The organism is Elusimicrobiota bacterium, assembly GCA_016706425.1.
Lineage (GTDB): Bacteria > Elusimicrobiota > Elusimicrobia > FEN-1173 > FEN-1173 > JADJJR01.
This window is the reverse complement of the sequence record JADJJR010000001.1, coordinates 319,218-345,007: the sequence shown is the minus strand read 5'-3', so window position 1 is coordinate 345,007 and position 25,790 is coordinate 319,218. Positions and strand designations below refer to the sequence as shown.

The 25,790-nt window shown below is 67.6% G+C and carries 27 protein-coding genes; 2 read left to right on the top strand and 25 right to left on the bottom strand.

Going from position 1 to position 25,790, the window contains the following annotated elements; genetic code table 11:
- Positions 1–6 precede the first annotated feature (6 nt).
- The 5 genes from gcvT to IPI56_01455 are packed head-to-tail and all read right to left on the bottom strand — an operon-like array spanning position 7 to position 5,930.
- Entirely contained in the window at positions 7–1,125 is a 1,119-nt protein-coding gene (gcvT, locus tag IPI56_01475; protein ID MBK7544412.1) for a glycine cleavage system aminomethyltransferase GcvT, read from the bottom strand.
- Positions 1,122–1,985: a lipoyl synthase gene (locus IPI56_01470; protein MBK7544411.1), complete on the bottom strand. Its 864-nt coding sequence runs from the start codon at positions 1,983–1,985 to the stop codon at positions 1,122–1,124. Before IPI56_01470 ends, gcvT begins: the two co-directional genes overlap by 4 nt.
- A complete protein-coding gene (lpdA, locus tag IPI56_01465) occupies positions 1,982–3,325 on the bottom strand; it encodes a dihydrolipoyl dehydrogenase (GenBank protein ID MBK7544410.1) in 1,344 nt (447 codons plus the stop codon). The genes IPI56_01470 and lpdA overlap by 4 nt, the downstream gene beginning before the upstream one ends.
- A 4-nt stretch (positions 3,326–3,329) precedes the next feature.
- Entirely contained in the window at positions 3,330–5,195 is a 1,866-nt protein-coding gene (glmS, locus tag IPI56_01460) for a glutamine--fructose-6-phosphate transaminase (isomerizing) (GenBank protein ID MBK7544409.1), read from the bottom strand.
- A gap of 3 nt (positions 5,196–5,198) precedes the next feature.
- Entirely contained in the window at positions 5,199–5,930 is a 732-nt protein-coding gene (locus IPI56_01455; protein ID MBK7544408.1) for a pyridoxine 5'-phosphate synthase, read from the bottom strand.
- Between the two features lie 60 nt (positions 5,931–5,990).
- On the opposite strand from IPI56_01455, the gene IPI56_01450 reads away from it, so the two are divergent.
- Positions 5,991–7,430: a hypothetical protein gene (locus IPI56_01450; protein MBK7544407.1), complete on the top strand. Its 1,440-nt coding sequence runs from the start codon at positions 5,991–5,993 to the stop codon at positions 7,428–7,430.
- Between the two features lie 3 nt (positions 7,431–7,433).
- Here IPI56_01450 and glmM read toward each other — a convergent pair whose 3' ends face one another.
- Genes glmM through IPI56_01390 form a run of 12 tightly spaced genes read right to left on the bottom strand, consistent with a single transcriptional unit; the run spans position 7,434 to position 16,716 of the window.
- Complete coding sequence (gene glmM / locus IPI56_01445; GenBank protein MBK7544406.1) at positions 7,434–8,774, bottom strand: phosphoglucosamine mutase; 1,341 nt, start codon at positions 8,772–8,774, stop codon at positions 7,434–7,436.
- The gene (locus IPI56_01440) at positions 8,774–8,911 is read right to left on the bottom strand and encodes a hypothetical protein (protein MBK7544405.1); all 138 of its coding nucleotides are present in this window, start codon (positions 8,909–8,911) and stop codon (positions 8,774–8,776) included. The genes glmM and IPI56_01440 overlap by 1 nt, the downstream gene beginning before the upstream one ends.
- Positions 8,908–9,720 (bottom strand): TIGR00159 family protein, encoded by an 813-nt coding sequence (locus tag IPI56_01435; protein MBK7544404.1) that lies wholly within the window; start codon positions 9,718–9,720, stop codon positions 8,908–8,910. The genes IPI56_01440 and IPI56_01435 overlap by 4 nt, the downstream gene beginning before the upstream one ends.
- 39 nt (positions 9,721–9,759) lie before the next feature.
- Complete coding sequence (locus tag IPI56_01430) at positions 9,760–10,593, bottom strand: pantoate--beta-alanine ligase (GenBank protein MBK7544403.1); 834 nt, start codon at positions 10,591–10,593, stop codon at positions 9,760–9,762.
- Positions 10,590–11,465, bottom strand: a complete 876-nt coding sequence (locus IPI56_01425) for an alpha/beta hydrolase (protein MBK7544402.1) — start codon at positions 11,463–11,465, stop codon at positions 10,590–10,592. Before IPI56_01425 ends, IPI56_01430 begins: the two co-directional genes overlap by 4 nt.
- Positions 11,465–12,289: a 3-methyl-2-oxobutanoate hydroxymethyltransferase gene (gene panB, locus IPI56_01420; protein MBK7544401.1), complete on the bottom strand. Its 825-nt coding sequence runs from the start codon at positions 12,287–12,289 to the stop codon at positions 11,465–11,467. The genes IPI56_01425 and panB overlap by 1 nt, the downstream gene beginning before the upstream one ends.
- On the bottom strand, positions 12,286–12,792 hold the full coding sequence (gene folK, locus IPI56_01415; GenBank protein ID MBK7544400.1) for a 2-amino-4-hydroxy-6-hydroxymethyldihydropteridine diphosphokinase: 507 nt from the start codon (positions 12,790–12,792) through the stop codon (positions 12,286–12,288). Before folK ends, panB begins: the two co-directional genes overlap by 4 nt.
- On the bottom strand, positions 12,789–13,523 hold the full coding sequence (locus IPI56_01410) for an RNA methyltransferase (protein MBK7544399.1): 735 nt from the start codon (positions 13,521–13,523) through the stop codon (positions 12,789–12,791). The genes folK and IPI56_01410 overlap by 4 nt, the downstream gene beginning before the upstream one ends.
- A complete protein-coding gene (locus IPI56_01405) occupies positions 13,520–14,419 on the bottom strand; it encodes a DMT family transporter (GenBank protein ID MBK7544398.1) in 900 nt (299 codons plus the stop codon). Before IPI56_01405 ends, IPI56_01410 begins: the two co-directional genes overlap by 4 nt.
- The gene (locus tag IPI56_01400) at positions 14,416–15,579 is read right to left on the bottom strand and encodes an LL-diaminopimelate aminotransferase (protein MBK7544397.1); all 1,164 of its coding nucleotides are present in this window, start codon (positions 15,577–15,579) and stop codon (positions 14,416–14,418) included. Before IPI56_01400 ends, IPI56_01405 begins: the two co-directional genes overlap by 4 nt.
- Before the next feature lie 13 nt (positions 15,580–15,592).
- Positions 15,593–15,952 (bottom strand): hypothetical protein, encoded by a 360-nt coding sequence (locus IPI56_01395; GenBank protein ID MBK7544396.1) that lies wholly within the window; start codon positions 15,950–15,952, stop codon positions 15,593–15,595.
- Positions 15,949–16,716, bottom strand: coding sequence for a fumarylacetoacetate hydrolase family protein (locus tag IPI56_01390; protein MBK7544395.1), 768 nt, complete (start codon positions 16,714–16,716; stop codon positions 15,949–15,951). The genes IPI56_01395 and IPI56_01390 overlap by 4 nt, the downstream gene beginning before the upstream one ends.
- A 104-nt stretch (positions 16,717–16,820) precedes the next feature.
- On the opposite strand from IPI56_01390, the gene IPI56_01385 reads away from it, so the two are divergent.
- On the top strand, positions 16,821–17,501 hold the full coding sequence (locus IPI56_01385) for a hypothetical protein (GenBank protein ID MBK7544394.1): 681 nt from the start codon (positions 16,821–16,823) through the stop codon (positions 17,499–17,501).
- On the opposite strand, the gene IPI56_01380 is transcribed toward IPI56_01385, so the two are convergent.
- The 8 genes from IPI56_01380 to argH are packed head-to-tail and all read right to left on the bottom strand — an operon-like array spanning position 17,444 to position 25,787.
- Entirely contained in the window at positions 17,444–18,235 is a 792-nt protein-coding gene (locus IPI56_01380; protein ID MBK7544393.1) for a 4-hydroxy-tetrahydrodipicolinate reductase, read from the bottom strand. The two genes, IPI56_01385 and IPI56_01380, sit on opposite strands and share 58 nt — an antisense overlap.
- A 1-nt stretch (position 18,236) precedes the next feature.
- Positions 18,237–19,139 (bottom strand): 4-hydroxy-tetrahydrodipicolinate synthase, encoded by a 903-nt coding sequence (locus IPI56_01375; GenBank protein MBK7544392.1) that lies wholly within the window; start codon positions 19,137–19,139, stop codon positions 18,237–18,239.
- Between the two features lie 20 nt (positions 19,140–19,159).
- Positions 19,160–20,017 (bottom strand): diaminopimelate epimerase, encoded by an 858-nt coding sequence (locus IPI56_01370; GenBank protein MBK7544391.1) that lies wholly within the window; start codon positions 20,015–20,017, stop codon positions 19,160–19,162.
- Positions 20,014–21,297, bottom strand: coding sequence for a diaminopimelate decarboxylase (gene lysA / locus IPI56_01365; protein MBK7544390.1), 1,284 nt, complete (start codon positions 21,295–21,297; stop codon positions 20,014–20,016). The genes IPI56_01370 and lysA overlap by 4 nt, the downstream gene beginning before the upstream one ends.
- Positions 21,294–22,226, bottom strand: coding sequence for a tetratricopeptide repeat protein (locus tag IPI56_01360; protein MBK7544389.1), 933 nt, complete (start codon positions 22,224–22,226; stop codon positions 21,294–21,296). The genes lysA and IPI56_01360 overlap by 4 nt, the downstream gene beginning before the upstream one ends.
- Positions 22,223–23,188, bottom strand: coding sequence for a patatin-like phospholipase family protein (locus IPI56_01355; GenBank protein ID MBK7544388.1), 966 nt, complete (start codon positions 23,186–23,188; stop codon positions 22,223–22,225). The genes IPI56_01360 and IPI56_01355 overlap by 4 nt, the downstream gene beginning before the upstream one ends.
- Complete coding sequence (locus IPI56_01350) at positions 23,185–24,441, bottom strand: TolC family protein (protein ID MBK7544387.1); 1,257 nt, start codon at positions 24,439–24,441, stop codon at positions 23,185–23,187. The genes IPI56_01355 and IPI56_01350 overlap by 4 nt, the downstream gene beginning before the upstream one ends.
- A complete protein-coding gene (gene argH, locus IPI56_01345; protein ID MBK7544386.1) occupies positions 24,438–25,787 on the bottom strand; it encodes an argininosuccinate lyase in 1,350 nt (449 codons plus the stop codon). The genes IPI56_01350 and argH overlap by 4 nt, the downstream gene beginning before the upstream one ends.
- Positions 25,788–25,790 lie beyond the last annotated feature (3 nt).

The following is a 25,790-nucleotide window of genomic DNA, read 5'->3' as shown; positions in this document are numbered from 1 at the left end:
GGCCTCTCAGTTCACGCCCGTGAGCGTGGTCTTTCGATAAAAGGGCAACGTCGCGATTTCGGCCGCGAGGGGCCGTTCGTAAATGCGGAGCGACAAAGCGTTTGTTTTTTCGGCCGCGGGCGGAAAGAGCACGTTGTCCACGTACCCCAGGCCGATCCCGCCCCCCAGGGACGGGGAGAAGGTGCCGCTGGTCGCCGCCCCGACCGGGTTTCCACCCAAAAGGATTTCGTGGCCGTGGCGCGGCACCCCGCGCTCCTTCAGACGGAAGGCGATCATCCGCCGACGCGATCCCTGTTCCTTTTCCTTCAGGAGGGCGGCGCGCCCGATGAAATCGGTTTTCCCCAACTTGACCGCCCAGCCCAGGCCGGACTCCAGGGCGGAATGGCCCTCGTCCAGATCGTTGCCGTAGAGGCGGTAGCCCATCTCGAGCCGCAGGGTGTCGCGCGCGCCCAACCCGCAGGGGACCAAGCCGTGGGGCGCCCCCGCTTTGATCAGCGCTTGATGGAAAGGCAGGACGTGCTCCGCGGGGCCGAAGAATTCAAAACCGTCCTCCCCCGTGTACCCCGTGCGGGCCACCACCATCTCCCGGCCCAGGACAAGCCACTCGGCCACGTCGTTCTTTTGCATTTTGACGGCGTTGGGCAGGAGCTCTTTTAATATCGCCGCCGCGCGGGGGCCCTGCAAGGCGAGGGCCGCGGCCTGGGGTTGTTCCGCCAGCTCCGTCTCGGGGCCGAGGTGGGCTTGAAGCCACGCCCAGTCCGCCCGGGCCCGGGACGCGTTGGCGATCACCAAATAACGGCCGCTTTCCAACCGGTAAATGTAGAGGTCGTCCACCACGCCGCCGTCTTCCCGACAGAGGAGCGCGTAAAGACCGCGGTTGTCTTTGAGGGCCGACACGTCGTTCGTCACGAGCCGATCCAGGGTGGACCGGGCGCCGGGGCCCGTGACCCAGATCTGCGCCATGTGGGAGATATCGAAGAGCCCCGCCCGTTGGCGAACGGCCTGGTGTTCGGCCAAGATCCCTTCGAACTGGATGGGCATTTCCCAGCCGGAGAATTCCACGATCCGCGCGCGGGCTTCTTGGTGAAACACGAAAAATGGGGTTCGTTGCGGGGTCGCGGTCATGCGGTCTCCAAGAGTTCGTCGGCGTGGTAGGAACTGCGCACCAAGGGGCCCACGCTCACGTTCTCAAAAAACGCCTTGGCGGCCCGCCCGAGGGCGCGAAATTCCTCGGGCGTGTAAAAGCGGTCCACGGGGAAAAAGGCCGGCCCGGGCGGCAGGTACTGGCCCACGGTCAACCTCCGCACGCCGGCGTCCCGCAATTGGGCGAACGTCGCCAAGAGCTCGTCCTCGGTTTCGCCCAGCCCCACCATGAGGCCCGACTTGACGCGCAGCCCCGCCCCCGCCGCGGCCGACAACACCGCCAAGGACCCCCGGTGCGTGGCCCGGGCCCGCACGCGCGGGGACAGACGTTCGACGGTTTCCACGTTGTGGTTGAACACGTCGGGGGCCGAGCGGAACACCCGTTCTAGCAAATCACGGCGGCCCTGGAAATCCGGGGTCAAAACCTCCACGGTGACGCCGGAGGCGCCCGTGCGCAGGGCGTCGACGCAGGCGGCGAACTGCCCCGCCCCCTGGTCGTCCAGGTCGTCGCGGGCGGGCGAGGTGATGACCACGTGCTTCAAAGACAGTTTTTGAACCGCGCGAAGGAGATTCGCGGGCTCCGCGGGGTCCACCGGGCCGGGGCGCCCGGTTTTTTCGGCGCAAAAGGCGCAGCGGCGGGTGCAAACCGCGCCCAATATTTGAAAGGCGAGGGTCCCCCGGGCCCAGCAGTCGGTGCGGTTGGGGCAACACGCCTCGCGGCACACCGTCGGGAAAGCGGCGTCCGCGAGGGCCGTTTGGACCGCCGCGAGGGCTTCGCCTTCGGGCACCGTCCGGGTCAAATGCCGGGGCAGACGCGGACGCCAGGACAGGACGGGGCTCATCGCGCCAGCGCCTCCCGCACGCCCTCGGCCAGGGTCGGGTGGGCGAAGATCACGCGGTGAACATCTTCGGTCCGCATGTCCCCGGCGAGGGCCAGGGCGAAGAGATGGACCAGTTCCGTCGCGTGCGGTCCCACCAGCTGGGCGCCGAGGATTTTCCCGTCGGCCCTATCGGAAAGCACTTGAAGGAAGCCGTCGCCCTCGTTCGAAGCCAACGCTTTGGGCGACCCTTTGAAAAAGAACCGATGGGCTTTGACGTCGACGCCGCGCGCCCGGGCCGTCGCGGCCCACTCGCCCACGCTGGCCACTTCGGGCCAGGTGTAAAGGCAGCGGGGCACGCGGTCGTTGCGGTAGGGGCGCGCGGCGCCGAAGAGGGCGTCGACCGCGGTTTCGGCCTGGGCCGCGGCCGCGTGGGCCAGGAGGGACAGGCCGTTGACGTCGCCCACGGCGTAGATCGACGGCGCCGATGTCAACATCAAATCGTTGACGGCCACGCGCCCGCCGTCGACCGCCACGCCCGCGCGCTCGAGGCCCAGGCCGGCCGTGACCGGCCGCCGCCCGACGCAAACGAGAATTCGGTCGAAAGCGGCGGGGTCGCCCCGGGAAAATCGGACGGTGAAACCGTCGGCCGTTTTGTCGAAATCGGTGACCACCGTCTCGAGGCGCACGGCGAGGCCGCGCCGTTCGAAGGCCCCCTGCAGGACCCGCGCCACGGCCGGGTCTTCACCGGGAAGCAGTTGGTCTTTCATTTCGACCAGCGTCACGGCCGCGCCCAGCTCGGCGAACAACCCCGCGAACTCGCAGCCCACCGCGCCGCCCCCCACCACCAAAAGGCGGCCGGGCACGCGTTCCAGGGCGAGGGCGCCGTCCGAGTCCAGCACGTCCCCGCGCCGCGCGTCGAAAGGCGGCGGGAACACGGGCGCCGAACCGGTGGCCAGAACCGCGGCGTCGAACTCGATGGTTTCATCGCCCCGGGCCGTCCGCAGGAGGGCGCGGTGGCCGTCGACGAACTCGGCCGCGCCCGTCACCACCCGCACCCCCCGGCGGGACAAATCCTGTTCCAGGGCGCGACGGAGGCCGTCGATCAATTCGTCTTTTTTGCGACGGAGGGCCTCCCAGTCCACGGACAGGGGCCCGCCCGTCAAGACGGGACCCGCGGCACGGACCGCGTGCAACAGACGGCCGCCTTCCAAGAGGGTTTTGGTGGGAACGCAGCCCCAGTTGAGGCAGAGGCCGCCGAGGCGGTTTTTTTCGACGAGGGTGACGGCGGCGCCCCGGGCGGAGGCCCGTTTCGCCGCGGCTTCGCCCCCCGGCCCGGCGCCGATGACGAGGACGCGCTTCACGTCGTCACTCGACGGTGACGGATTTGGCGAGGTTGCGGGGTTGATCGACGTCGCAGCCCCGCAGCACGGCGATGTGGTACGACAAAAGCTGAAGCGGCACCACGTTGACGGCCGGCGCCATGGATTCGGGCATCTCCGGCATCCAAAGCACGTCGGGGGTCAACGCGGCGATCCGGGTGTCGCCCTGGGTGGCCACGGCGATCACCCGGCCGCCCCGGGCGGCCACTTCTTCGAGATTGGTGAGGATTTTGTCGTAGACGCGGCCCTGGGTGGCCACGGCGACGACGGGCATGTCTTCGTCGATGAGCGCGATGGGCCCGTGCTTGAGCTCGCCGGAGGGATAGCCCTCGGCGTGGATGTAGGAAATTTCTTTGAGTTTGAGCGCCCCTTCCAGGGCGATGGGGTAGTTGAGGTTCCGCCCGAGGAAAAGGAAATTCCGACTGTGGAAATATTTCTTGGCCAGGGCGACGGTGGCCGGCTCGCATTTCAGGGCCTCGCCCACCCAATGGGGCAGGTGGAGGAGGTTTTGCATGATCTTTTCCACGTCGGGGCGCGGCAGGGACCCGCGAATCAAGGCGCCGTAAAGCGCCAACATGTAAAGCACCACCACCTGGGTGGAGAAGGCCTTGGTGGACGCCACGCCGATTTCCGGTCCGCAGTGGGTGAGGATTTTACCGTGGCACTCGCGGTAGAGGGTCGAGCCGATGACGTTGCAGATGGCGAGGGTGCGCGCGCCCTTTTCCTTGGCGTGGCGGATGGCCGCGATGGTGTCGGCCGTCTCGCCGGATTGGGAGATGGCCACCACCAGGTCCTCGGGGCCCACCAGCGGGTCGCGGTAGCGGTATTCCGAGGCGATTTCGACGTCGCAGGGAGCCTTGACCCATTTTTCGATGAGGTAACGCGCCAGAAGACCCGCGTGGTACGAGGTGCCGCAGGCCACGATGGTGATTTTTCGGAAAGCCCGGATCTGGTCTTCCGAGAGGCGCAGGGTGTCGAGGTGGACGCGGATTTCGTCCACGTTCAACCGCCCGCGCAGGCAGTCTTCGATGGCGCGGGGCTGCTCGTGGATTTCCTTCAACATGAAGTGGCGGTAGCCGGCTTTCTCCGCTTGCAGCGGGTCCCAGGGCAGGTGGGTCGTTTTGCGTTCGACGGGTTGGCCGGTCTCGGCGCTGTAAAGCTTGACCCCCTCGGCGCTCAGAAGGGCCATGTCGCCTTCGTTGAGGAAAATGGCCTGGCGCGTGCGCGACAGGATCGCGGGCGCGTCGGAAGCCAGAAAATATTCGTTTTCGCCGACGCCGACCAAAAGGGGGCATTCCCGGCGCGCGCCGATGATCACCCCGGGGCAGTCGGCCGACACGACACCCAGGGCGTAGGTGCCTTTGAGCTCGGAGAGGGTTTCGCGCACGGCCTCCAAAAAGTCCGGGGCGGCGAGGGGCGCGCCGTTCTTCTTCCGGCGGGCGATGGCCTCGCCGATCAGGTGCGCGATGACCTCCGTGTCGGTTTGGGATTCGAATTTGACGCCCCGCGCCTGCAGGCCGGCTTTGAGCGCGGAATAGTTTTCGATGATGCCGTTGTGGACGACCACCACGCGGCCCGACGCGTCGCGGTGGGGGTGGGCGTTTTCTTCGGAGGGGCGGCCGTGGGTGGCCCAGCGGGTGTGGCCGATGCCCACGTGACCGGCCAGGGGCGATTTTTTGAGCAACACGTCCAAATTGTGAAGTTTGCCGACGCTGCGACGGATGTCAAGAACGGGGCCGTTCAAAACCGCCACACCGGCGGAATCGTACCCGCGGTACTCCAACCGTTTCAGGCCGTCCAGCAAGACGTCCGAGGCGTCCTCGCTCCCCACGTACCCGACGATTCCGCACATGGTCTACCTCCCGGCCGGCGCGCCGGCCGACATCAAAACTTTCATTTCCCGCACGGCGGTCGTCAACCCCGTAAACACCGCGCGGGCCACGATGGAGAACCCGATGTTCAACTCCCGCATCCCGTCGATCCGCGACACGGGGCCCACGTTGTCGTAATCCAGACCGTGCCCCGCGTTGAGCCCGAGCCCCCCCCCCAGGGCGGCCGCGCCGGCCGCGCGGAGTTTCACGAGCTCCCCCTCCCGCTCGGCGGGCTTGGCGTTGGCGTAGGCGCCGGTGTGCAGTTCCACCCAATCGGCGCCGGCGTCCTTGGCCGAGCGGACCTGCTCTTCGTCCGGGTCGATAAAGAGGCTCACCGCGATGCCCGCCGACCGCAAGCGGCGCGTGATTTCGCGCAAGCGGACGAGTCCGCGCGCGACGTTCAAGCCGCCTTCCGTGGTCAACTCCTGGCGCTTTTCCGGCACCAGGCACACGCTGTCCGGGCGGATGACCCGCGCGATGCGGACCATCTCGTCCGTGGCGGCGATTTCCAAATTGAGCCGCAGACCCGGCTCCTTGCGCACGAGGGCCACGTCCTTGTCTTGAATGTGGCGGCGGTCTTCCCGCAAATGGACCGTGATGGAATCGGCCCCCCCTTCCCGGGCGGCGCGAGCGGCGGCGGCCACGTCGGGGAAACGGGCGCGACGGGCCTGGCGAAGCGTGGCCACATGGTCGATGTTGACGCCGAGAAAGGGCATGGATGAGGGAGTGTGTCGACGATTATTCCATATCGGAAGGCGTTTCGCTATGATGGGTCCATGAACCGGTGGACCAAAATCCCCTTTGGCCTGTGGGCCCTCTTGTTGGCGTTGATCCCGTGGTGGGCGGCGCCCCGCGGCTACCTGGGAATCGAGAACGACGACGCGCTTTATGTCCTGGCCGCCCGGTCCCTGGCCGAGGGCCATTACCGCATGTGGTTTTTGCCCGGAACGCCCCCGTTCACCGACACGACCCCGGGGTTCCCGGCTTTTCTCCTTCCCGCGGCCGCGTTGGCCCCCGACTCTTTCCTCGCCCACCAACTGCTGGCGGCTCTTTACTTGGCGCTGGCGGCGGGGGCGGTCGCCCTCTGGTTTCGCCGCCGGTATTCGACCCTCGCGGCCCTGACGCTGGGCGCCGCCTTCGCCCTCAACCCCCTGGTGCTCTCCCGGGCGGGGATCGTCATGCCGGAACCCGTTTTCCTGTTGGCGGCTCTGGGGGTGTTCGCGCTGCTCCCGGGGCCGGGGTGGAAAACGGGCCTCGCGTTGTTGGGCGCCTATTTGATCCGTCCCGCCGCGCTGCCCCTGTGGGGCGCGGTGGGGCTGTCGCTCGCGCTTCAAAAACGCCGTCGGGACCTGATCGCGGCGGTTTCCATCCCCGCGGCGGGATTCGCCCTGTGGTCCCTCTGGGCCCGCGCGGGGGGCGGGGTGCAGGAAGCCAAGGAACTCCCGCTCCTCTGGGCGGCTCTGGGCGCGGGGCGCGGCGGGGACTTGATGATGGGCAACCTGCGGCAGATCGTGGAAACCTGGGGGCGGACCCTCCTGCCCCTGCCCTGGGCGATCACCGCCCCCGCGGCGTTGCTCGCGGGCGCCGCGCCCTTCACGTGCGTCCTCCTGGGGCTCCAACGTCGGTTGCGCGCGAACCGGGGGGACGCGGTCGCGTGGTTCGTGATCGGCAGTTTGGCCATGCACACGCTGTGGCCCTGGTGGTACGAACGCTATCTGGTGGCGCTCCTGCCGTTCCTGCTTTTGATGGCCGCCGAAGGGCTGCCCGCCGCTCTAAAGGCGCGCCCCCGGGCGACGGCCCTCGCCGCGGCGGCGGTGATCGCGGCGGCGTTTTTCAGTCAGAACATCCCCTTGCTCCGGGGCGGGGAGGCCGGGCGACCGCCGGCGCTCAAGAACACATACGCCTGGATTCAGGGCAACACGACCCCCGGCGACGGGTTCGCCAGCGCCCTCTACGCCCGGGACCTGATTTGGACGGGCCGGGTGTTCCAGCCCGTGGGAAGGGCCGAATCGTCCGAGGGTTTGGCCGCGTCTTTAAAGCAACGGCGGGCGCGTTACGTTTTGTGGGAAGAATCGGTGGACTTTGGTTTGACCCGGACCGACAACGCCCTCGCGCGGGGGCTGGCGGGTGTCGAAGCGGCGTTGAAAGACGCGGACCGTTTTCGTCCGGTCCGCACCGATCCGGCGGAGCGGGCGACGATTTACGAGGTGCGTTGAAAATCAGACGCCGGCGGCTTTGACGATGGACGCGAGGCGTTCGGCGTGGGCGGTGATGAGGGCCCGGTCGGGACCCTCGATCATGACCCGCAGCAACGGTTCCGTGCCGGAGTAGCGGATGAGGGTCCGGCCCGTGGCGCCGAGGGATTTTTCAATCGCGGCCACGGCGGCCGGAAACCCGGGGATCTTTTCCAGGGGCACGCGCTCTTTCACCGTCACATTCACGAGCGCCTGGGGGTACTCCACCGCCAGCGACGTCAGCGCCGAAAAAGACCGACCCGTTTCGGCCAGCACCGCCAAAACCTGAAGCGCCGTCAGAATCCCATCCCCCGTCGGTAAAAATTCCCGGAAGATCACGTGGCCCGAAGGCTCTCCCCCCAGCAGGGCGCCGCTTTTCACCATGCCCCGCCAAACGTGCTTGTCGCCCACGGGGGTCACTTCGGCCCGAAGACCCAGGGCCTCCAGGGCGCGGATCAACCCCAGATTGGTCATGACCGTCACGGCGACGGCGTCGGCGCGCAACCGCCCGCGGGCCTGAAGCGCCCGGGCCGTCACCAGCAGGACGGCGTCGCCGTCCCGCACCCGGCCCGTTTCGTCCACGAAGATCGCGCGGTCGGCGTCCCCATCGAAGGCCACGCCGAGACGGGCGCCGTGACGGCGCACCGCGCGGGCCAAGGCCTCCGGGTGGAGCGCGCCGCAACCCCGGTTGATGTTTCGCCCGTTGGGCGCCGCCGACAAAACGGTCACCCGGGCGCCCAACCGCCGGAATAGCGCCGGCGCGACCGTGGACGCCGCCCCGTGGGCGCAATCCAGAACGATCGGGAAATCCCGGAGGGAAACCCCCCGGGGCCAGACGTTGAAAAGGAATTCGGCGTAACGCGCGCGCGCGGCCGGGAACGGTTTGAGGCGGGGCGCCGGAGCGATCGCGGATTCCTGGTCCAGGGCGAGGCGCTCGATGGCGTCCTCCCAGGCGTCGTCGATCTTCATGCCCCGGGGGTTGAAGAGCTTGATGCCGTTGTAGGGCGCCGGGTTGTGCGAAGCCGAGAGCACGGCCCCCGCGGCCACGGGCAGGTCGGGCAGGAGCGCCGCCACCGCGGGCGTCGGCAGAACGCCGCCGTCGAGCAAGGCGTAACCGGCGGCCCCGAGGCCGTCGGCGAGGGCGGACAGGAGCGGCGGGCCCGAGGCGCGGGTGTCGCGCACCGCCAAAACGGCCCGGGGACGCCCCGGCTCATGGGCGGCCAGCACCCGGCCGGTCGCCCAACCCAGACGACGGACAAAATCCACCGACAGGGGGGGGCGCCCGGCCAACCCGCGCACGCCGTCGGTGCCGAAAAGCCTTCCCATCAGCGTTTCACCGTCGGGGCCGCCCGGCCCGCGGGCGCGGGACGGCGGGCGTCTTGGTGGTGCACCACCCACCACAGGAACAGCGCCAAGACAATCGCCAGGACCTTCAGTTCCCAATTGTGCCGCCAGATTTTCATAGATCGCCGGACCGGTTCGCGCGACGGCGGAAGAGGCCGCGGTCGTTCAAGAGCCGGTAGGCCGCTTTGAGCCGCTCGCGCAGGTCTTCGGGGGCGATGTCGCGCTCGATGCGCCCGCTGTGCGTGAGGGACAGGGTCCCCGTCTCCTCACTCACCACCAGGGCGAGCGCGTCGGATATTTCGCTCACGCCCAGGGCGGCCCGGTGCCGCGTGCCGAAAATCCGCGCGAGGGACGGGTCGTTGGACAACGGCAGGACGCAGCCCGCCGCCACGAGACGGTCGTCGCGGACGATGGCCGCGCCGTCGTGCAGCAAGGTGTTGGGAAAGAAGAGGGTGAGCAAAAGGTCCTTGGTCACGTCGCCGTTGATGGGCGTGCCGGTGCCGATGAAATTGCGCAGGCCGGTTTCCTGTTCCAGCACGATCAGCATGCCGATTTTGTTGGCCGCGGCCTCTTTGAGCGCGTCGACGATTTCATCGACGAAAGTGAGCTCCGGCGGGATCAGGGTGCGCGCGAAGCGGCGGCTGCCGATTTGGGCCAGGAAGGCCCGCAGTTCCGGCTGGAACACCACCACCAACACGGCGCCCCAGGCGATCCAAAAGGTGCGCAACACCCACCCCAGGGCGGGCAACCGCAGCACGTTGTCGACGAGGAACGTCACCACCGCCAGGATGACCAGCCCGCGCAGCACCTGCACGGCCCGGGTCCCGTGGAACAACACCAGAATTCGATAGATGACGAACGACAGGAGGAGGATGTCGACGACGTGGATGAGACCGTTGTTCCAGAAGCGGGCGAGGGCGTCGGCCATGGCGGGCGTCCGTTGGGAAACGTGGCTCCTTGTGCGGGATCAAGCCCGCCGGTTGTCGATCAAACGCGTGCGGCCCACATAAATCGCGGCGGCGATGCGGGCGGGGCCCCGCCCCTCCCAGGGCCGCAGAGTGCGGGGTTCCACCACCGAAACATATTGAATCCGCCGCAATCCGCCGCGGGCGAGCGCGGCCCGGGCCGCGCGTTCCGCGGCGGGGGCGTTCCGACGGGATCTTAACACTTGGGCCGCGGTCCGTAAAGCCAGCCGCAAATGCGGCGCGGCGCGGCGCTCCGCGGGGGTCAAATAACGGTTTCGGCTCGACAACGCGAGACCGTCCTGTTCGCGCACCGTCGGGCAGGGCACCACGCGCACCGGCACGTCCAGGTCGCGCACGAGCCGCTCGACCACCCGCAGTTGTTGGAAATCTTTCTCGCCGAAATAGGCCCGGTGGGGCTGGGCCGCGTTCAATAACTTCAAAACAACGGTGGCCACACCGCGAAAATGCCCGGGCCGAAAAGGTCCGCACAGGGGTTGGGACAGTTCCTCCACCGTGACCCACGTTTGAAACCCCGGGGGGTAGAACCCGGCGGCCGACGGAGCGAACACGGCGTCCACCCCGGCCGCGCGGCAGAGGGCCAAATCCCGACGAAAAGGGCGGGGGTAGCGCGCGAGGTCTTCCCGGGGCCCGAACTGGGTCGGGTTCACGAAAATGGAGACCACGACCCGTTTGTTTTCACGACGGGCGCGGCGAACGAGGGAGCGATGCCCTTCGTGGAGCGCGCCCAGGGTGGGGACAAACCCGATGGTCTCGCCCCGGCCCCGCCAACGGGCGGACAGCGCTTGCAGGGCGCGGGCGCTCCGAACGATCTTCATCGCCCAAAGGCCCCGTTGAAGAAAGCCAACAATCGATCCTGGAAGGCGCGGCCCGCCACTTCCGCCACTTTGCCGTGATCGGCGCCGGGGACGGTCCACTGGGTTTTGGGTTCCCGGGCGGCGGCGAACAACCGGTCCCCCTCGGCGCGGGGAATGCGGCGGTCGCGGTCGCCTTGGATGAGGAACACCGGCCGCGGCGCGATGCGACCGATGGCCTTGATCGGCGCGTAGTCGCCGAAATCAAACCCCAGGCGTTGGCGGGCGAACCAAAGGGCCAGGCGCCCGACAAAGGGGGGCGTGTGGTGGAACAACCGCCCGTAGCGGAGCACCGTGGGCCCCAGCTCCGGGAACGGGCTTTCGGCCGCGAGGGCGGCCACGGCCGGCTCGTCGGCGGCCGCCCACAGGGCCAGGGCGCCGCCCATGGACATGGCAAAAATGCCGACGCGCGCCGCTTCCCGGGGGTGCTCAAAGCGCACGTGCGCGAGGGCCGCCCGCAGGTCGTCGATTTCGTAACGGGACAGGGAGGTGCGGCCGGGACCGCTTTCCCCGTGACCGCGGAAATCAAAGAGGAAGAGGTTGTAGCCGCCGCGCGACCGGAGAAAATGGGTGCGCTCAAGCACATCGGAGCGGTTGGCGCTCCACCCGTGGCAAAGGACCAGGGTGACGTCGGTCGGGTGCGGCGCGGGAACGAACCAAGCGCGCAACGGAACGCCGTCGGCGGAGCAGAAGGTTTCGTCGCGGTAGGGAAAACCGAAGGTCTCGGGCCGGGTCGTGAGGGGGTCCCGGTCGCCACGCAACAAGAGACCCGACGCCCACCAGCCCCACAGGAGCACCGCGCCCGCCGCGAGGAGGACCACGCCCCCGATCGCCATCAGAGGTAAGTTTGCGCCGGACCGGGGAAACGGCCGGCCTTCACGTCGTCCCGGTAGCGCGCCGCCGCCGCCCGGGCCAGGGGCCAAAGCGCGGCGTAGGCCTTGACGAACCGGGGCGGGAGCGCGTCGGAAAAACCCAAGAGATCGTCCAACACCAAAATTTGTCCGTCGGTGTCGGGGCCCGCGCCGATGCCGATGGTCGGGACGCGCAGGGCCCGCGTGACCCGCCGCGCCAACGCGGCCGGCACGGCCTCAAGCACGAGGGCGAACACGCCGGCCCGTTCCAATGTTTTCGCGTCCCGCAGCAGCCGCGCGGCGTCGGCGCGGTCGCGCCCTTGCACGCGGTGGCCGCCCAGCCGGTGTATCGACTGGGGCGTCAACCCCAGATGCCCCATGACGGGGATGTTGGCGGCGATCAGGGCTTTCAATGAGGGCAGCACCGGACCCGCGCCCTCCACCTTGACCGCTTCGGCCCCGCCCTCCTTCACGAGGCGGCCGACCTGGCGGACGGCGTCCTTCGGGTCGAACTCGTAGGACAAAAAGGGCATGTCGGCGACCAGCAGCGCGCGGCCGTTCCCGCGCCGGACGGCGCGGGTGTGGTGGAGCATCTCCTCCACCGTCACGGGCAGGGTGTTGGCGTACCCCAGCTTGACGTTGCCGACGGAATCCCCGACCAGGACCACGTCGACCCCGGCGGCGTTCACCAGCCGCGCCATGGGCGCGTCGTAGGCCGTGAGGGCGACGATCTTCTCCCCGGCGCTTTTCATGGCGCGCAGGGTTCGGACGGTGACTTTGGCGGCGTCGATCGGTGGTTTTTTCGTCATAGGATCGCGGGCGAAGCCAGTTTAATCCTTTGGTCCGGGGCTGTCAATTTGGCCCGGGCCCGCGCCACCGTCTGGCCGGTCACGGGATCGCGAAAACGCGGCGCGATTTCGGCCAGGGGCTCCAGCACGAAACGGCGCTCCCGCCAGTGCGGGTGCGGCACCGCGAGACCGGGGGCGTGCACGCGGCGGCGCCCGTAAAACAAAACATCGAGATCGATTTCGCGGGGCCGCCAGCGGCCGCGTGGTCGACGACCGAGGGCGCGCTCCAACAATTTGAGCTCGCGCAACAAATCGACGGGCGGCAACCCGGTGGCGATCTCCACCACCGCGTTCAAATAGTCGGCCTGGGCGGGACCCACCGGCGACGTCTCGTAAACCGACGAAGCGCGCACGACCCGCGTGCCCGGCAAACGGGCGAGGGCCCGCGCCGCCCCCCGCAGGCGCGATCGCCGGGGCCGGACGTTCGACCCCAACCCGAGAAAAACCCGTTCGCGACGGATCATTTTCGCTCTCGAAGAATAAACCGGAACAACCCGTGCATGAGCGCCACATCGGGCCGCTGAATCCGCCAGGACAAAAGCTTTTCACGCACTTTGCGCACTTTTTCCGAAGGGGACAGGAACGGAAGAAACCCCACCGCCTCAAAAACCTCCCGGGCGTGGGCCGCCAAGCGGCGGCGGTCGGCCACGGTCGCCGGTTCCGGGGCCCCGGCGCGGAGCGCGGGGGCGGGCCGCGCTTCCACTTGGGCCCAGGCGTAGGCCGTCAGGGCCACCGCGTGGCTCAGGTTCATGGACGGCGTGCGATCGTCGGTGGGGATGGTGATCCAGAAATGGCAGCGGGCGAGATAAGCGCCGGGCAATCCCGTTTTTTCGGAGCCGAAAAGCACCGCCGCGCGGGCCCGGCCGGAGAGGAGTTCGGGGTGGTGGCGACGCAGGTGCGCCGCCAGGGACGGCAGGGGAACCACGGGCCGGTCGGCGCGGCGGTCGCGCAGGGCCGTGGTGCCGACCACCAGGGCGCAATCCCCGGTCGCCTCTTCGATGGAATTCGTGGCGCGCGCCGCCGACACCAACCGCTCGGCCCCGACGGCGCTCGTCGTTTCCTTCCAAACGGGGGCGTAGGGCTTGACCGCGACCATGTCCTCGAAACCGAAGTTCGCCATGGCGCGGGCCGCCGCCCCGATGTTCAACGGGTTGCGGGGCCGGACCAGGACAAAGCGCGTGTTTTTTTGAATCACGCCGCGGCGGGCTCCTCCAGCCCCGGCACCGCCCGCTGGGTGCGGTGGATGATGAGAACGCCCGCCACCACGATGAGCGCCGTGCCCACGGCCGAAAAAACGTCCGGGCGACGGTGCCACAGAACCCAGTCCAACAGGGCGGCCACGGCGACGGCGATGTACATCAAAGGCCCCACCCGGCCGGGCGAGGAGCGGCGGTAACCGCCCGTCATGATGAGTTGGGCCACCGTCGCCAGACCCCCCAGAAGGAGGATCCACCCCCACAACGAAGCGGGAACCGGACGCCAGGATCCCGCGAGCGGCAGGGCGGAAACCCCCGAGGCGAGCAAACCAAAATAGAACACGATGGCCGTGGAGGTTTCGGTCTCGGTGAGCTGGCGGATGCCCACCTGGGCCACCGCCCCCAGAATGCCCGACGCCAAGGCCGCCAGGGCCACAGGTTGGAAAACCCCGGTCCCGGGTTTCATTACCAGCAGGACGCCCACGAACCCCAGCGCCAGGGCCTGCAGGCTGTGGGTGGGAATTTTCTCCTTCAACCAGATCTTGGCGATGAGCGGCATGAAAAGCGGCGCGGTGTAGGAGAGCACGTAGGCGTCGGCCAGGCGGAGGCGCCCGATGGCGAAAAACGAAAGATACATGGAGGCCAGCCCCGCCGCCGCCCGGGTGACATGACGAAAGAAATGGCGGGTGGCGAGGGAGCGGAGGCCCGCCCGGTGGACAAAGGGGACGAGGGCCAGGAGACCCACCGCGTTCCGGAAAAAAACGATCGTATCCGGTGGGAACGTCGCGGACAAATGTTTCACCACGCCGCCCAACAGTCCGAACAGCAAGGCGGAAAGGGCGATCATCCACGCCCCGGCCCGGGGCGACGCCGGGGGGCTGTAGGCGGGGATCACCAAACGATTTTGGCGATGCGCTCCAGGGCTTCCTCAAGCCGCGGGCGCGGGACCGTCAAGGCGAACCGCACGTACCCTTCCCCGGAGGGCCCGAAGCCGTTGCCCGGCGTGCAGACGATGTGGACCTCCTCCAACAGGCGCTCGGCCGTGCGCGCCGAGGAAATGTTTTTGGGCGGCTTGGCCCAGACGTAAAAGGTCGCCGGCGGGTTCACCACGTCCCACCCGAGTCCGCGCAACCCCTGAACGAAAAGATCGCGCCGCTCGCGGTAGACGCGCCGCATCTCGGCCACGTCGTCCTGAGGCCCGGTGAGCGCCTCGACGCCGGCCTCCTGGACCGCCTGGAAGACGCCGGAGTCGAAATTGTCCTTGAGCCGACCCAACGTTTTCACCGCGTCGGCGTTGCCGCAGACCCAGCCGATGCGCCAACCCGTCATGTTGTAGGTCTTGGAACAGGAATGGAACTCGATGCCCACGTCCTTGGCCCCGGGGATTTGAAGGAAGGACAGCGGCGGCGCGTCGTAGTACATTTCGGAATAGGCGGCGTCGTGAACCACGAGAATGTTGTTCTTTCGGGCGAAGGCGATGACTTTTTCATAAAAGGACGCCGGCGCCATGACCGACAGCGGGTTCGAGGGATAATTGACGTAGAGCAGTTTGGCCCGTTTCAAGACCTCCGGCGCGATGGTGTCCAGTCGCGGCAGGAAATTGTTCTCCCGCAGGAGCGGCAAGAAATGCGTTTGGCCGCCGGCCAGGATGACCGAGGCGTTGTAGGCCGGGTAGGCGGGTTCGGGGATAAGGGCCACGTCGCCGGGATTGAGAAACGCCAGGGGCAGGTGGGTGAGGCCGTCCTTGGAACCGATGAGCGCGTGGATTTCGGTCTCGGCGTCCAATTCCACCTGGAAACGCTTTTTGTACCAACCGGCCACCGCTTGACGGAAAGACAGCAGACCCGCGCCGAAGGGGTATTGATGGTTGGCCGCTTTGGCCAGGGCCGCCTGGCCGGCGGCGATGATCCGGACCGGCGTGGGCAGGTCCGGGTCGCCCACCCCGAGGGAAATGATGTCCGCGCCCCGGTCCTTCGCGGCTTTTTTCTTCGCGTCGATGGCGGCGAAAAGGTAGGGGGGCAATTGGCCCAAACGGTCGGAAGCGGGAACGGCCATGGTTCGATCTCCTTTATTTTTTACGGGGCGGCGCGAGCAGGACGCTTCCCACGCCGAGGGCGAGGAACAGGGTCATCGCGAGACCCGCCAAATTCACGATCCATCCTTCAAACACCCCGAGCTCGCGGGGCCCCCGAACGCCGGCGTCGGCCCAGGTGGCCGCGGTGAACACCACCTTGAGGAGGGGGCCTATTTTAACAAACAGCCCCCCTTCGCACACCAGGAGGGCCCAAAGGGTCCAAAACAGGACGGCGAAAACCGTTAAACACCCCACCAGCACCAACCCCACGTGAACGGGGTCGTAAACCGGCGCCGCCGGTCGAACGTCATCGGCCCAGAGATTCCAAAACCCCCGCCAGACCCGGCCGATCACCGCGACACCCGGTTCATCAGGCGCCCGATTTGCGGCGAGCGAATTTCCACGCGGTCGCCGGGCCGCAGCGGCCCCACGCCCGATGGGGTGCCGGTGGAAATCACGTCCCCCGGTTCCAGGGTCATCACCCCGCTCACGAAGGCCACCAGGGCGGGAATGTCGAAAATCAATCGCCGGGTTGAGGATTTCTGCCGCCGCTTTCCGTTGACCCAGGCTTCAACGCCGATGTTTCCCGGCGACAGCCCCGGGACGATCCACGGCCCCAAGGGCGCGAAACCGTCGAACCCCTTGGCGCGGGTCCATTGCCCGTCGGACCTCTGTAAATCGCGGGCGGTGACGTCGTTCATGAGGGTGTAGCCCAACACGTGGTCCAGGGCGCGGCCCGGCGACACCCGGCGGGCGCGGCGGCCGATCACGACGGCGATTTCGGCCTCGAAATCCACCTGTTTCGAACGGAGGGGCAACCGCAGGGGATCGCCCGGTCCGATCACGGCGCTGGGGGGTTTGAGGAAAATCAAAGGTTCCGGGGGCGGGGCCTTGCCGAACTCCTTGGCGTGGTCGGCGTAGTTGACCCCCACCGCGACGATCTTGGACGGCCGAACGGGGGCCAAAAGGCGGACCCGGGCCAAGGGCCATTCCACCCCCGTCGCTTCAAAGGGTCCGAAGGGATCGGGGAGGATTTCCTCGACGCGGGTCCCGCACAGACGGCCCCACCGGGGGCCGTCGCCGGCGTCGAAACGGCACAGGGGAAAAGGACGTGTCATGGGAATAACCAATTATAGCCTTTCCGTGGGAGGACCACGGAACCGGAATTCGCTAGAATGGCCGGGTGTTCAACTCGGCGCTCGGCCTCAAAATCATAAGAACCATGTTCCGCCCCCTTGCCGTGGTCGGGTTCGGCCTCAGTTCGCCCTTCGCCCTGGGCCAACAGTGGTCGCTACAGGAGTTTTGTTGGAGCACCTGGCTGGCGGCCCTCGTTTTCTCCTGGGCGTGCGTCGTCACGGCCGCTTTGCAAATATTGACGACGGGGGCGACGACCCGGCCCGCCTTGGAAGAGCGGTTCCCCCCCCTGAGGGACTTGCCCGCGGCGGGGTACGCGGTGTTGCTGGCCGCCCTTGCCCTCGGGGCGGCGGCCGCGGCTTTTTGGGTTTACGGGCTCGTGTTTTCCTTCTACGGGGTGTTTCTATCGGTGTTCGCGGAGATGGAACCGGTGCGGCTCTTCGGTCGCAACGGATTCATCAATTCGGACTTTTACACGCCGCTCGCCCACCTGCTCGGGAAGTACTGGCCCATGGCGGTCGGGGCGCTGATCGCCGACACCGTGTTCTTGGTGAAGGGGAACCCCTGGCGCCGTTTCGCCGCGCCGTTCCATTCGGAGGCGATGCGGTTGCATGTTTTTGTCATCGCCCTGCCTTTTGTCACGATGCTGGCCTGGGCCCTTTTTGGGCGCGAATACCACCCCGCGGCGATTCTATTGCTCAGCCTGTTGTTCTACTTTTTCCCCCGCAAATCGGCTTTCGCCAATCCCAAAACGTCCGCCATGTCGTAAAGGCCCGCGGGTTTTCCCACGGCCCATTTCGCGGCGGCGATCGCCCCGGCGGCGAAGGCCGTGCGGGAGGTCACGCGGTGGACGAGCTCAATCCGCTCGCCGTCCCCCAAAAACAGCACCGTGTGGTCGCCCACGACGTCGCCGCCGCGCACGGCGTGGATGCCGATCTCGTCGGCTTTGCGTTCCCCGACCAATCCCTCGCGGCCGAACACGAAGCGGCCCTTTTGGCGGCCCCGGCGCACGCTTTCGGCCAGGCGTTTGGCCGTCCCGGAGGGCGCGTCTTTTTTCAAGTTGTGGTGGATCTCGGTGACCTCGGCGTCGTAACCGGGCAACAGGGCCGCGACCCGTTCGGCGACCTCAAACAGCACGTTCGCCGAAAGGCTCATGTTGGGGGATTGAACAATAGCAACGCGTTTAGCGGCTTCCCTGACCCGGACCAAGTCTTGCTCCATCAAGCCGGTGGTGCCGACAACAAGAGGAATGTTCGAGCCCGCGGCAAGTTCGGCGTGGGCGGCGCTGAGTTGGGGCACAGTAAAATCGATCATTGCGTCGACTGTTCTCAACGCGGCCTTAACGTCATCGATGACTCGGATCTTGTGAACCTCCCGCCCGATTATATGGCTGCCACTGGATTCCACAAGCGCCGACAAAACGATCCCCGAATCTTTTGAGGCCAGATCAATGATAGCCTGGCCCATCCGTCCACCCGCGCCGATGATCCCAAGTTTCAACATGTCAGCACCCCGCGTGCCGGCGTCGCGGGCCCACCAGCCCGTAATCGCGCAGCGCTTTTTCCAGTTTTTCCGCGTTGCCCTTTTCCAGGGGCGTCAACGGCAACCGCATGTCCGGCTCGCAGAGGTCCAACCACCCCATGGCGGTTTTGACGGGGATGGGGTTGGTCTCCAGGAACATGGCGCGGCAGAGGGGATAGAGTTTGAGATGACGCCGCGCGGCGTCCGCCGTGTCGCCTTTTTCCCAGGCCGCGCAAAGGCCGGAAACGTCGCCGGGCACCAGGTTCGCCACGACCGACACAACCCCCTTGCCGCCCACGGCCAGGATCGGCAACGTGAGGGAATCGTCGCCCGAAAGGACCTCGAAAACCGGCCCCAGGGCCTGGATGATTTCGGTGCTCTGATCGATGTTGCCCGAGGCCTCCTTGATGCCGACCACCCGGGGACAGGACCGAACAAGGTCCACAACGGTGGAAGGCAGCATGTTGACCCCCGTCCGGCCGGGGACGTTGTAGAGAACGATGGGCAAATCCACCGCCTCGGCGATGGCTTTGAAATGGTCCGCCAAGCCCCGCTGGGTGGGTTTGTTGTAATAGGGCGTGATCTGGAGTGTCCCGTCGGCGCCCACCGCCTTGGCGTGACGCGTCAGCTCGATGGCTTCCTGGGTCGCGTTGGAGCCGGTGCCGGCCAAAACGCGCGCCCGTTTGTTGACGAATTTGACGGTGAGCTCCACGACGCGGTTGTGCTCTTCGTGGGACAGGGTCGAGGTTTCCCCGGTGGTGCCGCAGGGCACGATGGTTCGGGTTCCCCCGGCGATTTGGAATTCCACCAATTCTTTTAATTTTTGCTCGTCCACCGCGTTGTTCTTAAACGGGGTGACCAGCGCGACCGCGGATCCTTCAAACATAAGGCTCTCCTTGTTGATCCCTAAGAACGCCAAACGCCGTCAAAAACGAACGCGGCGGGGCCGTTTAAATAGACATGGTTGTCGGGGGCCCATTCCACCTCGAGCGCCCCGCCCGGCAAAGACAAAGTCACCCGACGGTGCAGACGGCCGGTCAACACCCCCGCCACCCCCACCGCGCAGGCCCCGGTGCCGCAGGCGAGGGTGGCGCCGCTGCCGCGCTCCCAGACGCGGACCACCGCGCGGTCCGGGTTTTCCACCGTCACGAACTCCACGTTCGCGCGGCGCGGGAAGAACCCGTCCCTCTCGATCGCCGGACCCCAGGCGACCAGGGGCACGTTCGGGGCTTCGTCGACAAAAATCACGAAGTGCGGGTTCCCCATGGAAACGGCCGTTCCCGTCAGGGTTCGGCCGGCGCGCCCCAAGACGGTCCGCGCCGCGGCCCCCAGGGTTTTGGACAACGGACGCTCCAACACCCGCCCGACGGCGCGGGTCGGTATCCGCGCGGCGTCCAACACCGGCTCCCCCATGTCGACGCGAACCCGCGTCCCCTGGACCGTGGGGCGCTTGACGCCGCCCAGGGTCTCCACCGTGAAGGAAGTTTGGCGGGTGTGACCCCGCTCGCGGGCGAAGAGCGCCAGGCAACGAATGCCGTTGCCGCACATTTCCACTTGGGAGCCGTCGGCGTTGTAAATCCGCATGCGGAAATCCGCCACGGCGGATTTTTCCAGAACCAACACCTGGTCGGCGCCGACCCCGAACCGGCGGTCGCACAGCGCGCGCGCCAGGGCGGGGGTCACCCGCACCGGCCGCCGAACGCCGTCAAGCATGACGAAATCGTTGCCCGTCCCGTGCATTTTGGTGAACGCGAGATTCTTCACGGGCGCCCCCCCGGCAGGCTTTCGCCCCGCGTCAGGTCGGCCAGGGTTTCCCGTCGGCGAATGAGGTGGGCCTTCGCCCCGTCCACCAGCACCTCGGCCGCGCGCGGCCGCGTGTTGTATTGCGAACTCATGGAAAACCCGTAGGCCCCCGCCGCCATGACGGCCCAGAGGTCCCCCGCTTTCGGGCGGGGCACGGCGCGGGCCTTGGCCAGGTAATCCCCCGATTCGCAAATGGGGCCGACGACGTCGGCCACGTAGGAACCGCCGCGGGATTTTCGCGTGGGCCATATCGGGTGGTGCGCGTCGTAGAGCGCCGGCCGCGCCAAGTCGTTCATGGCCGCGTCGACGATGACAAAGTTTTTGTGGCCGGGCTCCTTGCGGTAAAGCACGCGCGTCAGCAGACAGCCCGCCTCGGCCACGAGGAAACGCCCCGGCTCGAACAGCAACCGGACGTTTCGGTTTTTGAGGCGCGGCAGCAACTCCCGCGCCAAGGCGGCCGGGTCGGCGGAGCGGTCGTTTTTGTAGGCGACGCCCAGGCCGCCGCCCAGATCCAGGACGTGCAGGAAAATCCCGGCCTTTTCCAGCCGGGCCATCAACGCGAGCAATTTGTCCAAGGTTTCCCCGTAGGGACGGACGTCCAACAACTGCGATCCGATGTGCGCTTGAAGACCCACCACGCGCAACCAAGGCCGCTGCGCGGCCCAGCGGTACAATTTTTCCGCTTCGCCGATGGACACCCCGAACTTGTTCTCCGCCCGCCCGGTCGTGATGTGGTGGTGGGTGTCGACCACGACGTTGGGGTTGACGCGGACCGAGACCGGCGCGGCCCGCCGCAGGCGCGCGGCCACCCGGTCGAGGGCGCCCAGTTCCTCGGCGGACTCGATGTTGAACATGAGGATCCCGGCTTTCAGGGCGGCGACCATTTCCGGCTCGGTCTTCCCCACGCCGGAAAAAACGATCCGCGCGGCGGGCACGCCGGCCTTGAGCGCCCGGGCCAATTCCCCGCCGGAAACGATGTCGGCCCCCGCCCCTTCGCGGGCCAGAACGTTGACCACGCCGAGGTTGCTGTTGGCCTTGAGGGCGTAACACACGGTGTGCGGCACCGCCGCGAAGGCCCGATCGAACCGCCGGAACTGCGCGCGGATCTTGGCGGCGGAATAAACGTACAAGGGGGTCCCCCACCGGGCGGCCAAATCCGCCAACCGCCGCCCCTCCACGAACAAATCTTTTCCGACGTAACGAAACGTCTCGTAAGGATTCCGCACGCGCACCTCGCTCATTTTAATAGCGATTCCAAAACGGCCAACCATTTTTCCGAAGCGGGGTCCGGCGGGAAAGCGTTGCGCAACACCGCGCGCGCCCGGTCCCTGTCGCCGCGCTCGATGGCGACCAGGGCCGCCAATCCCCGCCCGGGGAAATAGCCCGGGGCCTCGGACTCGAGCCGTTTCAACAAACCCTCCAGGCGAACCCCGTCGTTGCGCCGCCAAGCGATGACCGCCCGTTCAAAAACCAGAGCCGGGGTCGCCGCGCCCGGTCGATCGGCCCGGGCAAAAGCCATGTCGGCCAAATCGAGGGCGTCCTGCCGGGCCCACAAACGGCCGAGGGCGAAATCCCCTTCCACCGACGGGCTCTGGTTCAAAATCGATTCCCATCTCTGCGCGGCGGAGGCCAGATCGCCTTCGGCCTCGTCGATCCGGGCCAGGAGGGTTTGCGCGGCCAAATCGCGCGCGTCCGCCCCGCCCGCCGTCCCCGCCAACTTCCGCGCGTCGTCGAGCCGACCGGCTTCGAAACACAGGCGGCCCAGGGCCAGGGCGATGTCCCGCCGGTGGGGATCCCGTGCGCGGGCTTTTTCGAAAAGACGCAACGCCTGTTCGTCCAGGCCCACGGTGTCGTACAGCCGCGCCAGATCCACCAAACCGTCCACCCGGCGCGGGTCCAAGTCGTGGGCGTCTTGATAGGCGGTCAGCGCTTTTTGAAAATTGCCCTCGGCCTCCAAGGCCCGGCCCACCCAGGGGCGCCAACGGCGCGCCTGTCGGCGGGAGGCGCCCGCGAGGGCGGCTTCCCATTTTCCGCGGGCTTCGCCGAATTTTTGGGCCCGGAACAACGCCTCGCCCTCGGCCGCCAAGGCCTCCCGGCCGCGGGCCGTTTGCGCGGGAAGGGAACCCGTCCAAACCCCGAGGAACGCGAGCGCGACCGCGACGCGCTTCACCGTGGACCCGCCCCGCGCGCCGCGCGCTCCAAAAATTTCGCCGCCAGAACGTTTTTGATCTCGGGCAGGGCCGCTTCGGCGGCGCGCTGGCCGGCGTCCATGGCTTCCCGCGAGCGGCCGAGCTCCGAAGCCGAGATGTCGGCGACGTCGGGCCGGATCACCAGGTCCGCGAGCTTCAACCGCTCCTCCGAAATCACCTGCCCTTGGATGTACAGCGCCTGCATCAGCGTCGAAAGAACGTTGGTGACGTTGTGCCGACTGAAATCCGCCGCGGGGTAAACGCAAATCACGATGTCCGCGCCGAGCCGGCGCGCCACGTCGGTGGGCACGTTGTTGACGACCCCGCCGTCGATCAACAGGCGGTGGCGGTAGGGCACCGGGTCGAAGACCCCGGGCATGGTGGCGCTGGCCCGGGCCGCCAGGGCCACGGGTCCTTCGCGCAAAATGATTTCCTCGCCCGTGCGCAGGTCCGCGGCCACGCAGGCCAGTTCCGTTTTCAAATCCGCGAAAACGCGGGGGCCGATGCGCGCCGTGAGGTAGTCCTCCATCTTGGCCGTCGACAAGAGCCGCTCGGACACCAGGAGCCGCACCACGCGCGCGGTCGACACGTCGGTCAGCTTGTCCCACCCCACGCGGGCGGCCATGGTTTCGATCTCGTCCACCGGCACTTCCGCGGCGTAGAGGGCGCCCACGATGGACCCAACGCTGGTCCCGACGATGAGATCCACAGGAACTTTTTCCCGGGCCAACACTTTCAAGGCGCCGATGTGCGCCAAACCGCGCGCTCCGCCCCCGGACAACACCAACGCCACCCGCGGCCGCTGGCCGGCGGGCCGCCCCCGGTGCTTGAGCCACAGAGCGTCGCGCAAAAGGTCGCCCGCCGCGGGCGTTTCCGGCCGGACGGCGGCGCCGAAAACCGACAAAACCGCGACCAGCGCCGCGACCCGCGCGCGACGGATCACAGGGGCGCCCCCACGGCTTTTTCAAGGCGCGCCCGGGCGACGAGGTGGCCGTGAACGGCTTCCCAATAGGCGCGCGCGGCGGCGAGCACTTCCAACCGGAGGTCGGCGCGGGCGACGGCCCCGCGATCCCCGGCCTTCCCGGCGAGGTCCGCCAGGCGGTCCCAGTCGGCCCGCCGTTCGGCCATTTCGCTTTGCCAGTGCAGGAGCGTGGCGTGGGCCTCGCGGACGTCGCGGTTGACCCGGTCCTGGACCACGGCCCGGGCGACGCGGTTTTGTTGGACGGCCACCCGCGACTGACGAATGCGCGCCCGGCTGGCGAAACCGTCAAAGATCGGAAGGTTGACGTTGAGGGTCGCGTTCCAATAGGAGCGATCAAGCGGAAACTCGGTTTTGCCGAGCTCGTAGCCCGCCCCGAAGGCGATCACGGGGAACCGTTCCGATTCGGAGAGGTTCACGGAAAGACGGTCCATTTCCCTCTGGTACTCGGTGCCGCGGATTTCCAACCGGGCGTCCTGGGCCCGCGCCAACAATTTGGGCAGGTCGACCCGCAGGGGCGACGACGACAGTTCCCCCACGCAACGGACTTCCGTGTACAGTTCGAGGCCCAAAACCGAGCGAAATTCCAAAATGGCCGCGTCCCGTCGGCGGCGGCTCTCGGCCTGCTCCCGCCGCAACCGCGCGGCGCGCGATTCCAAAAGGGCCTCGGCCGCCGTGTCGCCCCGGACGCCCCGCGCCCATCGCTCCAAATCCTTGCGGGCTTCTTCGCCGAGCCGCAGGGCTTGCTCGGCCCACAACACTTCGTAAAAAACTTCCGTCGTCGAGGCCCGGGCCGCGGCTTCGATCTCCTCGCCTTTCACACGGGCCTGGTCCCGGGCCGCCTCGGCCAACCGCACGTTGGCCCGGGTGCGGCCGCCGTTGTAAAGGGTTTGGCGCAGATAGATCCGGCCCGAAAAAAAGTTGTCCGGCTCATCGACCGGGTTCAAGACGGTCGAACCGAAATCCGAGGGCAACACGGCGTGATCCTCGGCCAGGAAACGGGTGGCGTTCATGTTGACGCCCAAGGTGGGCAGGAAATGCGCGCGGGCCTCCGCCACCCGCAGGTCCGCCGAGCGCACGTCGTGCCGGGCGGACACCAGGGCCGGGTTGTTTTGCAACGCGGTGACCACCGCCCGATCCAGCGTGAACACCCGGTCGGGGTTTTCGGCGCGGGCGACCGCGCCCCCGAGGAGGAAGGCGAGGAAAAACCGTTTCACCGGGGGAGTCTCAGGAGACGCCGCAACGCGGCGATCTGGCGGCGGGCCTCGATGGGCGCGGTGCCGCCTTGGGAGCGGCGCGCGGCCACCGCCCGGTCAATCGACAACACGTCCTTGATCCAAGGACCGGCGGCCGGCGTCACGTCGCGCCAAACGGACAGGGGAACGTCCTCCAGCCCCAGCCGGTGTTCGCCGGCGTAGCGCACCACCCGGGCCACGGCCCCGTGGGCCTCCCGGAACGGCACGCCCCGGCGCGCGAGCGCGTCGGCCACGTCGGTGGCCAGCAGGTGGCCCAACCGGCAGGCCTCCCGCGTGCGGTCGCCGTGCACGACCATCGTGCGGGTCATGGGCGTCGTCACGTCGAGGACCGACCGGACGGTGTCGACGGCGTCGAACAGCGCGGGCTTGTCTTCTTGGAAATCCCGGTTGTAGGCCAGGGGGGTTCCCTTCATCAAGGTCAACAGCGCCGTCAAGGCCCCGTAGACCCGTCCGGTTTTGCCGCGGATCAACTCGGCCATGTCGGGGTTCCGCTTTTGAGGCATGATGGAGGATCCCGTCACGAAGGGATCGGCCAGGGTGACGAACCCGAAGGACGGGTTGGTCCAGACAATCAACTCTTCGGCCCAACGCGACAGGTGCGTCATGATCAGGGCCAGGGCGGCCAACAACTCGATCACGAAGTCCCGGTCGCTGACGGCGTCCATGGCGTTTTCAATCACCCCGTCGAACCCCAGCCGTCGGGCCACCCAACGCCGGTCGATGGGGAAGGTCGTTCCGGCCAGGGCGGCGGCGCCCAGGGGCAGGCGGTTGATCCGCCGGCGCACGTCGGCCAAACGCTCCCGGTCGCGGGCCAACATCCAAGCGTGGGCGAGGAAAGGATGCGCCGCGAGCACCGGCTGGCCGGGCTGGAGATGGGTGTAACCCGGCATGACGGTGGCGATGTTCTTTTCCGCCTGATCGACAAAGGCGGCGGCCAGCGCGGCCAATTGGGCGGAGATACCGTCGACGACGTCGCGCAAATAAAGGCGCAGGGCCGTGACCGTCTGGTCGTTGCGGGAGCGGGCCGTGTGCATTTTCCCGCCCAGGGGCCCGATCTCTTTGTAGAGCGACTTTTCGATGGCGTAGTGCACGTCTTCGGCGTTGAGGAGCCGCCCGCCTTTGTCCACCCGGGCCGCGAGCCGCTTCAGCCCGGCGACGATCTTCGCGGCTTCGGAGGACGTCACGATTTTTTGACGGCCCAGCATCTCCACGTGGGCGATGGACGCGGCGAGGTCGTGCGCCGCCAGACGCCCGTCGAAGGCGATGGAGGAGACGAATTCCGCGGGCGTCGTCGGTCGTCGGGGCATGGG

Coding starts and splice junctions, on each gene's coding strand:
- IPI56_01385 (MBK7544394.1), top strand. CDS start 16,821: ATGTTCCGCCCCCTTGCCGTGGTCGGGTTCGGCCTCAGTTCGCCCTTC.
- glmS (MBK7544409.1), bottom strand. CDS start 5,195: ATGTGCGGAATCGTCGGGTACGTGGGGAGCGAGGACGCCTCGGACGTC.
- IPI56_01435 (MBK7544404.1), bottom strand. CDS start 9,720: ATGGCCGACGCCCTCGCCCGCTTCTGGAACAACGGTCTCATCCACGTC.
- folK (MBK7544400.1), bottom strand. CDS start 12,792: ATGATCCGTCGCGAACGGGTTTTTCTCGGGTTGGGGTCGAACGTCCGG.
- IPI56_01425 (MBK7544402.1), bottom strand. CDS start 11,465: ATGGCGATCGGGGGCGTGGTCCTCCTCGCGGCGGGCGCGGTGCTCCTG.
- IPI56_01380 (MBK7544393.1), bottom strand. CDS start 18,235: ATGTTGAAACTTGGGATCATCGGCGCGGGTGGACGGATGGGCCAGGCT.
- IPI56_01390 (MBK7544395.1), bottom strand. CDS start 16,716: ATGACACGTCCTTTTCCCCTGTGCCGTTTCGACGCCGGCGACGGCCCC.
- IPI56_01470 (MBK7544411.1), bottom strand. CDS start 1,985: ATGAGCCCCGTCCTGTCCTGGCGTCCGCGTCTGCCCCGGCATTTGACC.
- IPI56_01430 (MBK7544403.1), bottom strand. CDS start 10,593: ATGAAGATCGTTCGGAGCGCCCGCGCCCTGCAAGCGCTGTCCGCCCGT.
- argH (MBK7544386.1), bottom strand. CDS start 25,787: ATGCCCCGACGACCGACGACGCCCGCGGAATTCGTCTCCTCCATCGCC.
- panB (MBK7544401.1), bottom strand. CDS start 12,289: ATGACGAAAAAACCACCGATCGACGCCGCCAAAGTCACCGTCCGAACC.
- lysA (MBK7544390.1), bottom strand. CDS start 21,297: ATGAGCGAGGTGCGCGTGCGGAATCCTTACGAGACGTTTCGTTACGTC.
- IPI56_01375 (MBK7544392.1), bottom strand. CDS start 19,139: ATGTTTGAAGGATCCGCGGTCGCGCTGGTCACCCCGTTTAAGAACAAC.
- IPI56_01440 (MBK7544405.1), bottom strand. CDS start 8,911: ATGAAAATCTGGCGGCACAATTGGGAACTGAAGGTCCTGGCGATTGTC.
- IPI56_01400 (MBK7544397.1), bottom strand. CDS start 15,579: ATGGCCGTTCCCGCTTCCGACCGTTTGGGCCAATTGCCCCCCTACCTT.
- glmM (MBK7544406.1), bottom strand. CDS start 8,774: ATGGGAAGGCTTTTCGGCACCGACGGCGTGCGCGGGTTGGCCGGGCGC.
- IPI56_01455 (MBK7544408.1), bottom strand. CDS start 5,930: ATGCCCTTTCTCGGCGTCAACATCGACCATGTGGCCACGCTTCGCCAG.
- IPI56_01450 (MBK7544407.1), top strand. CDS start 5,991: ATGAACCGGTGGACCAAAATCCCCTTTGGCCTGTGGGCCCTCTTGTTG.
- gcvT (MBK7544412.1), bottom strand. CDS start 1,125: ATGACCGCGACCCCGCAACGAACCCCATTTTTCGTGTTTCACCAAGAA.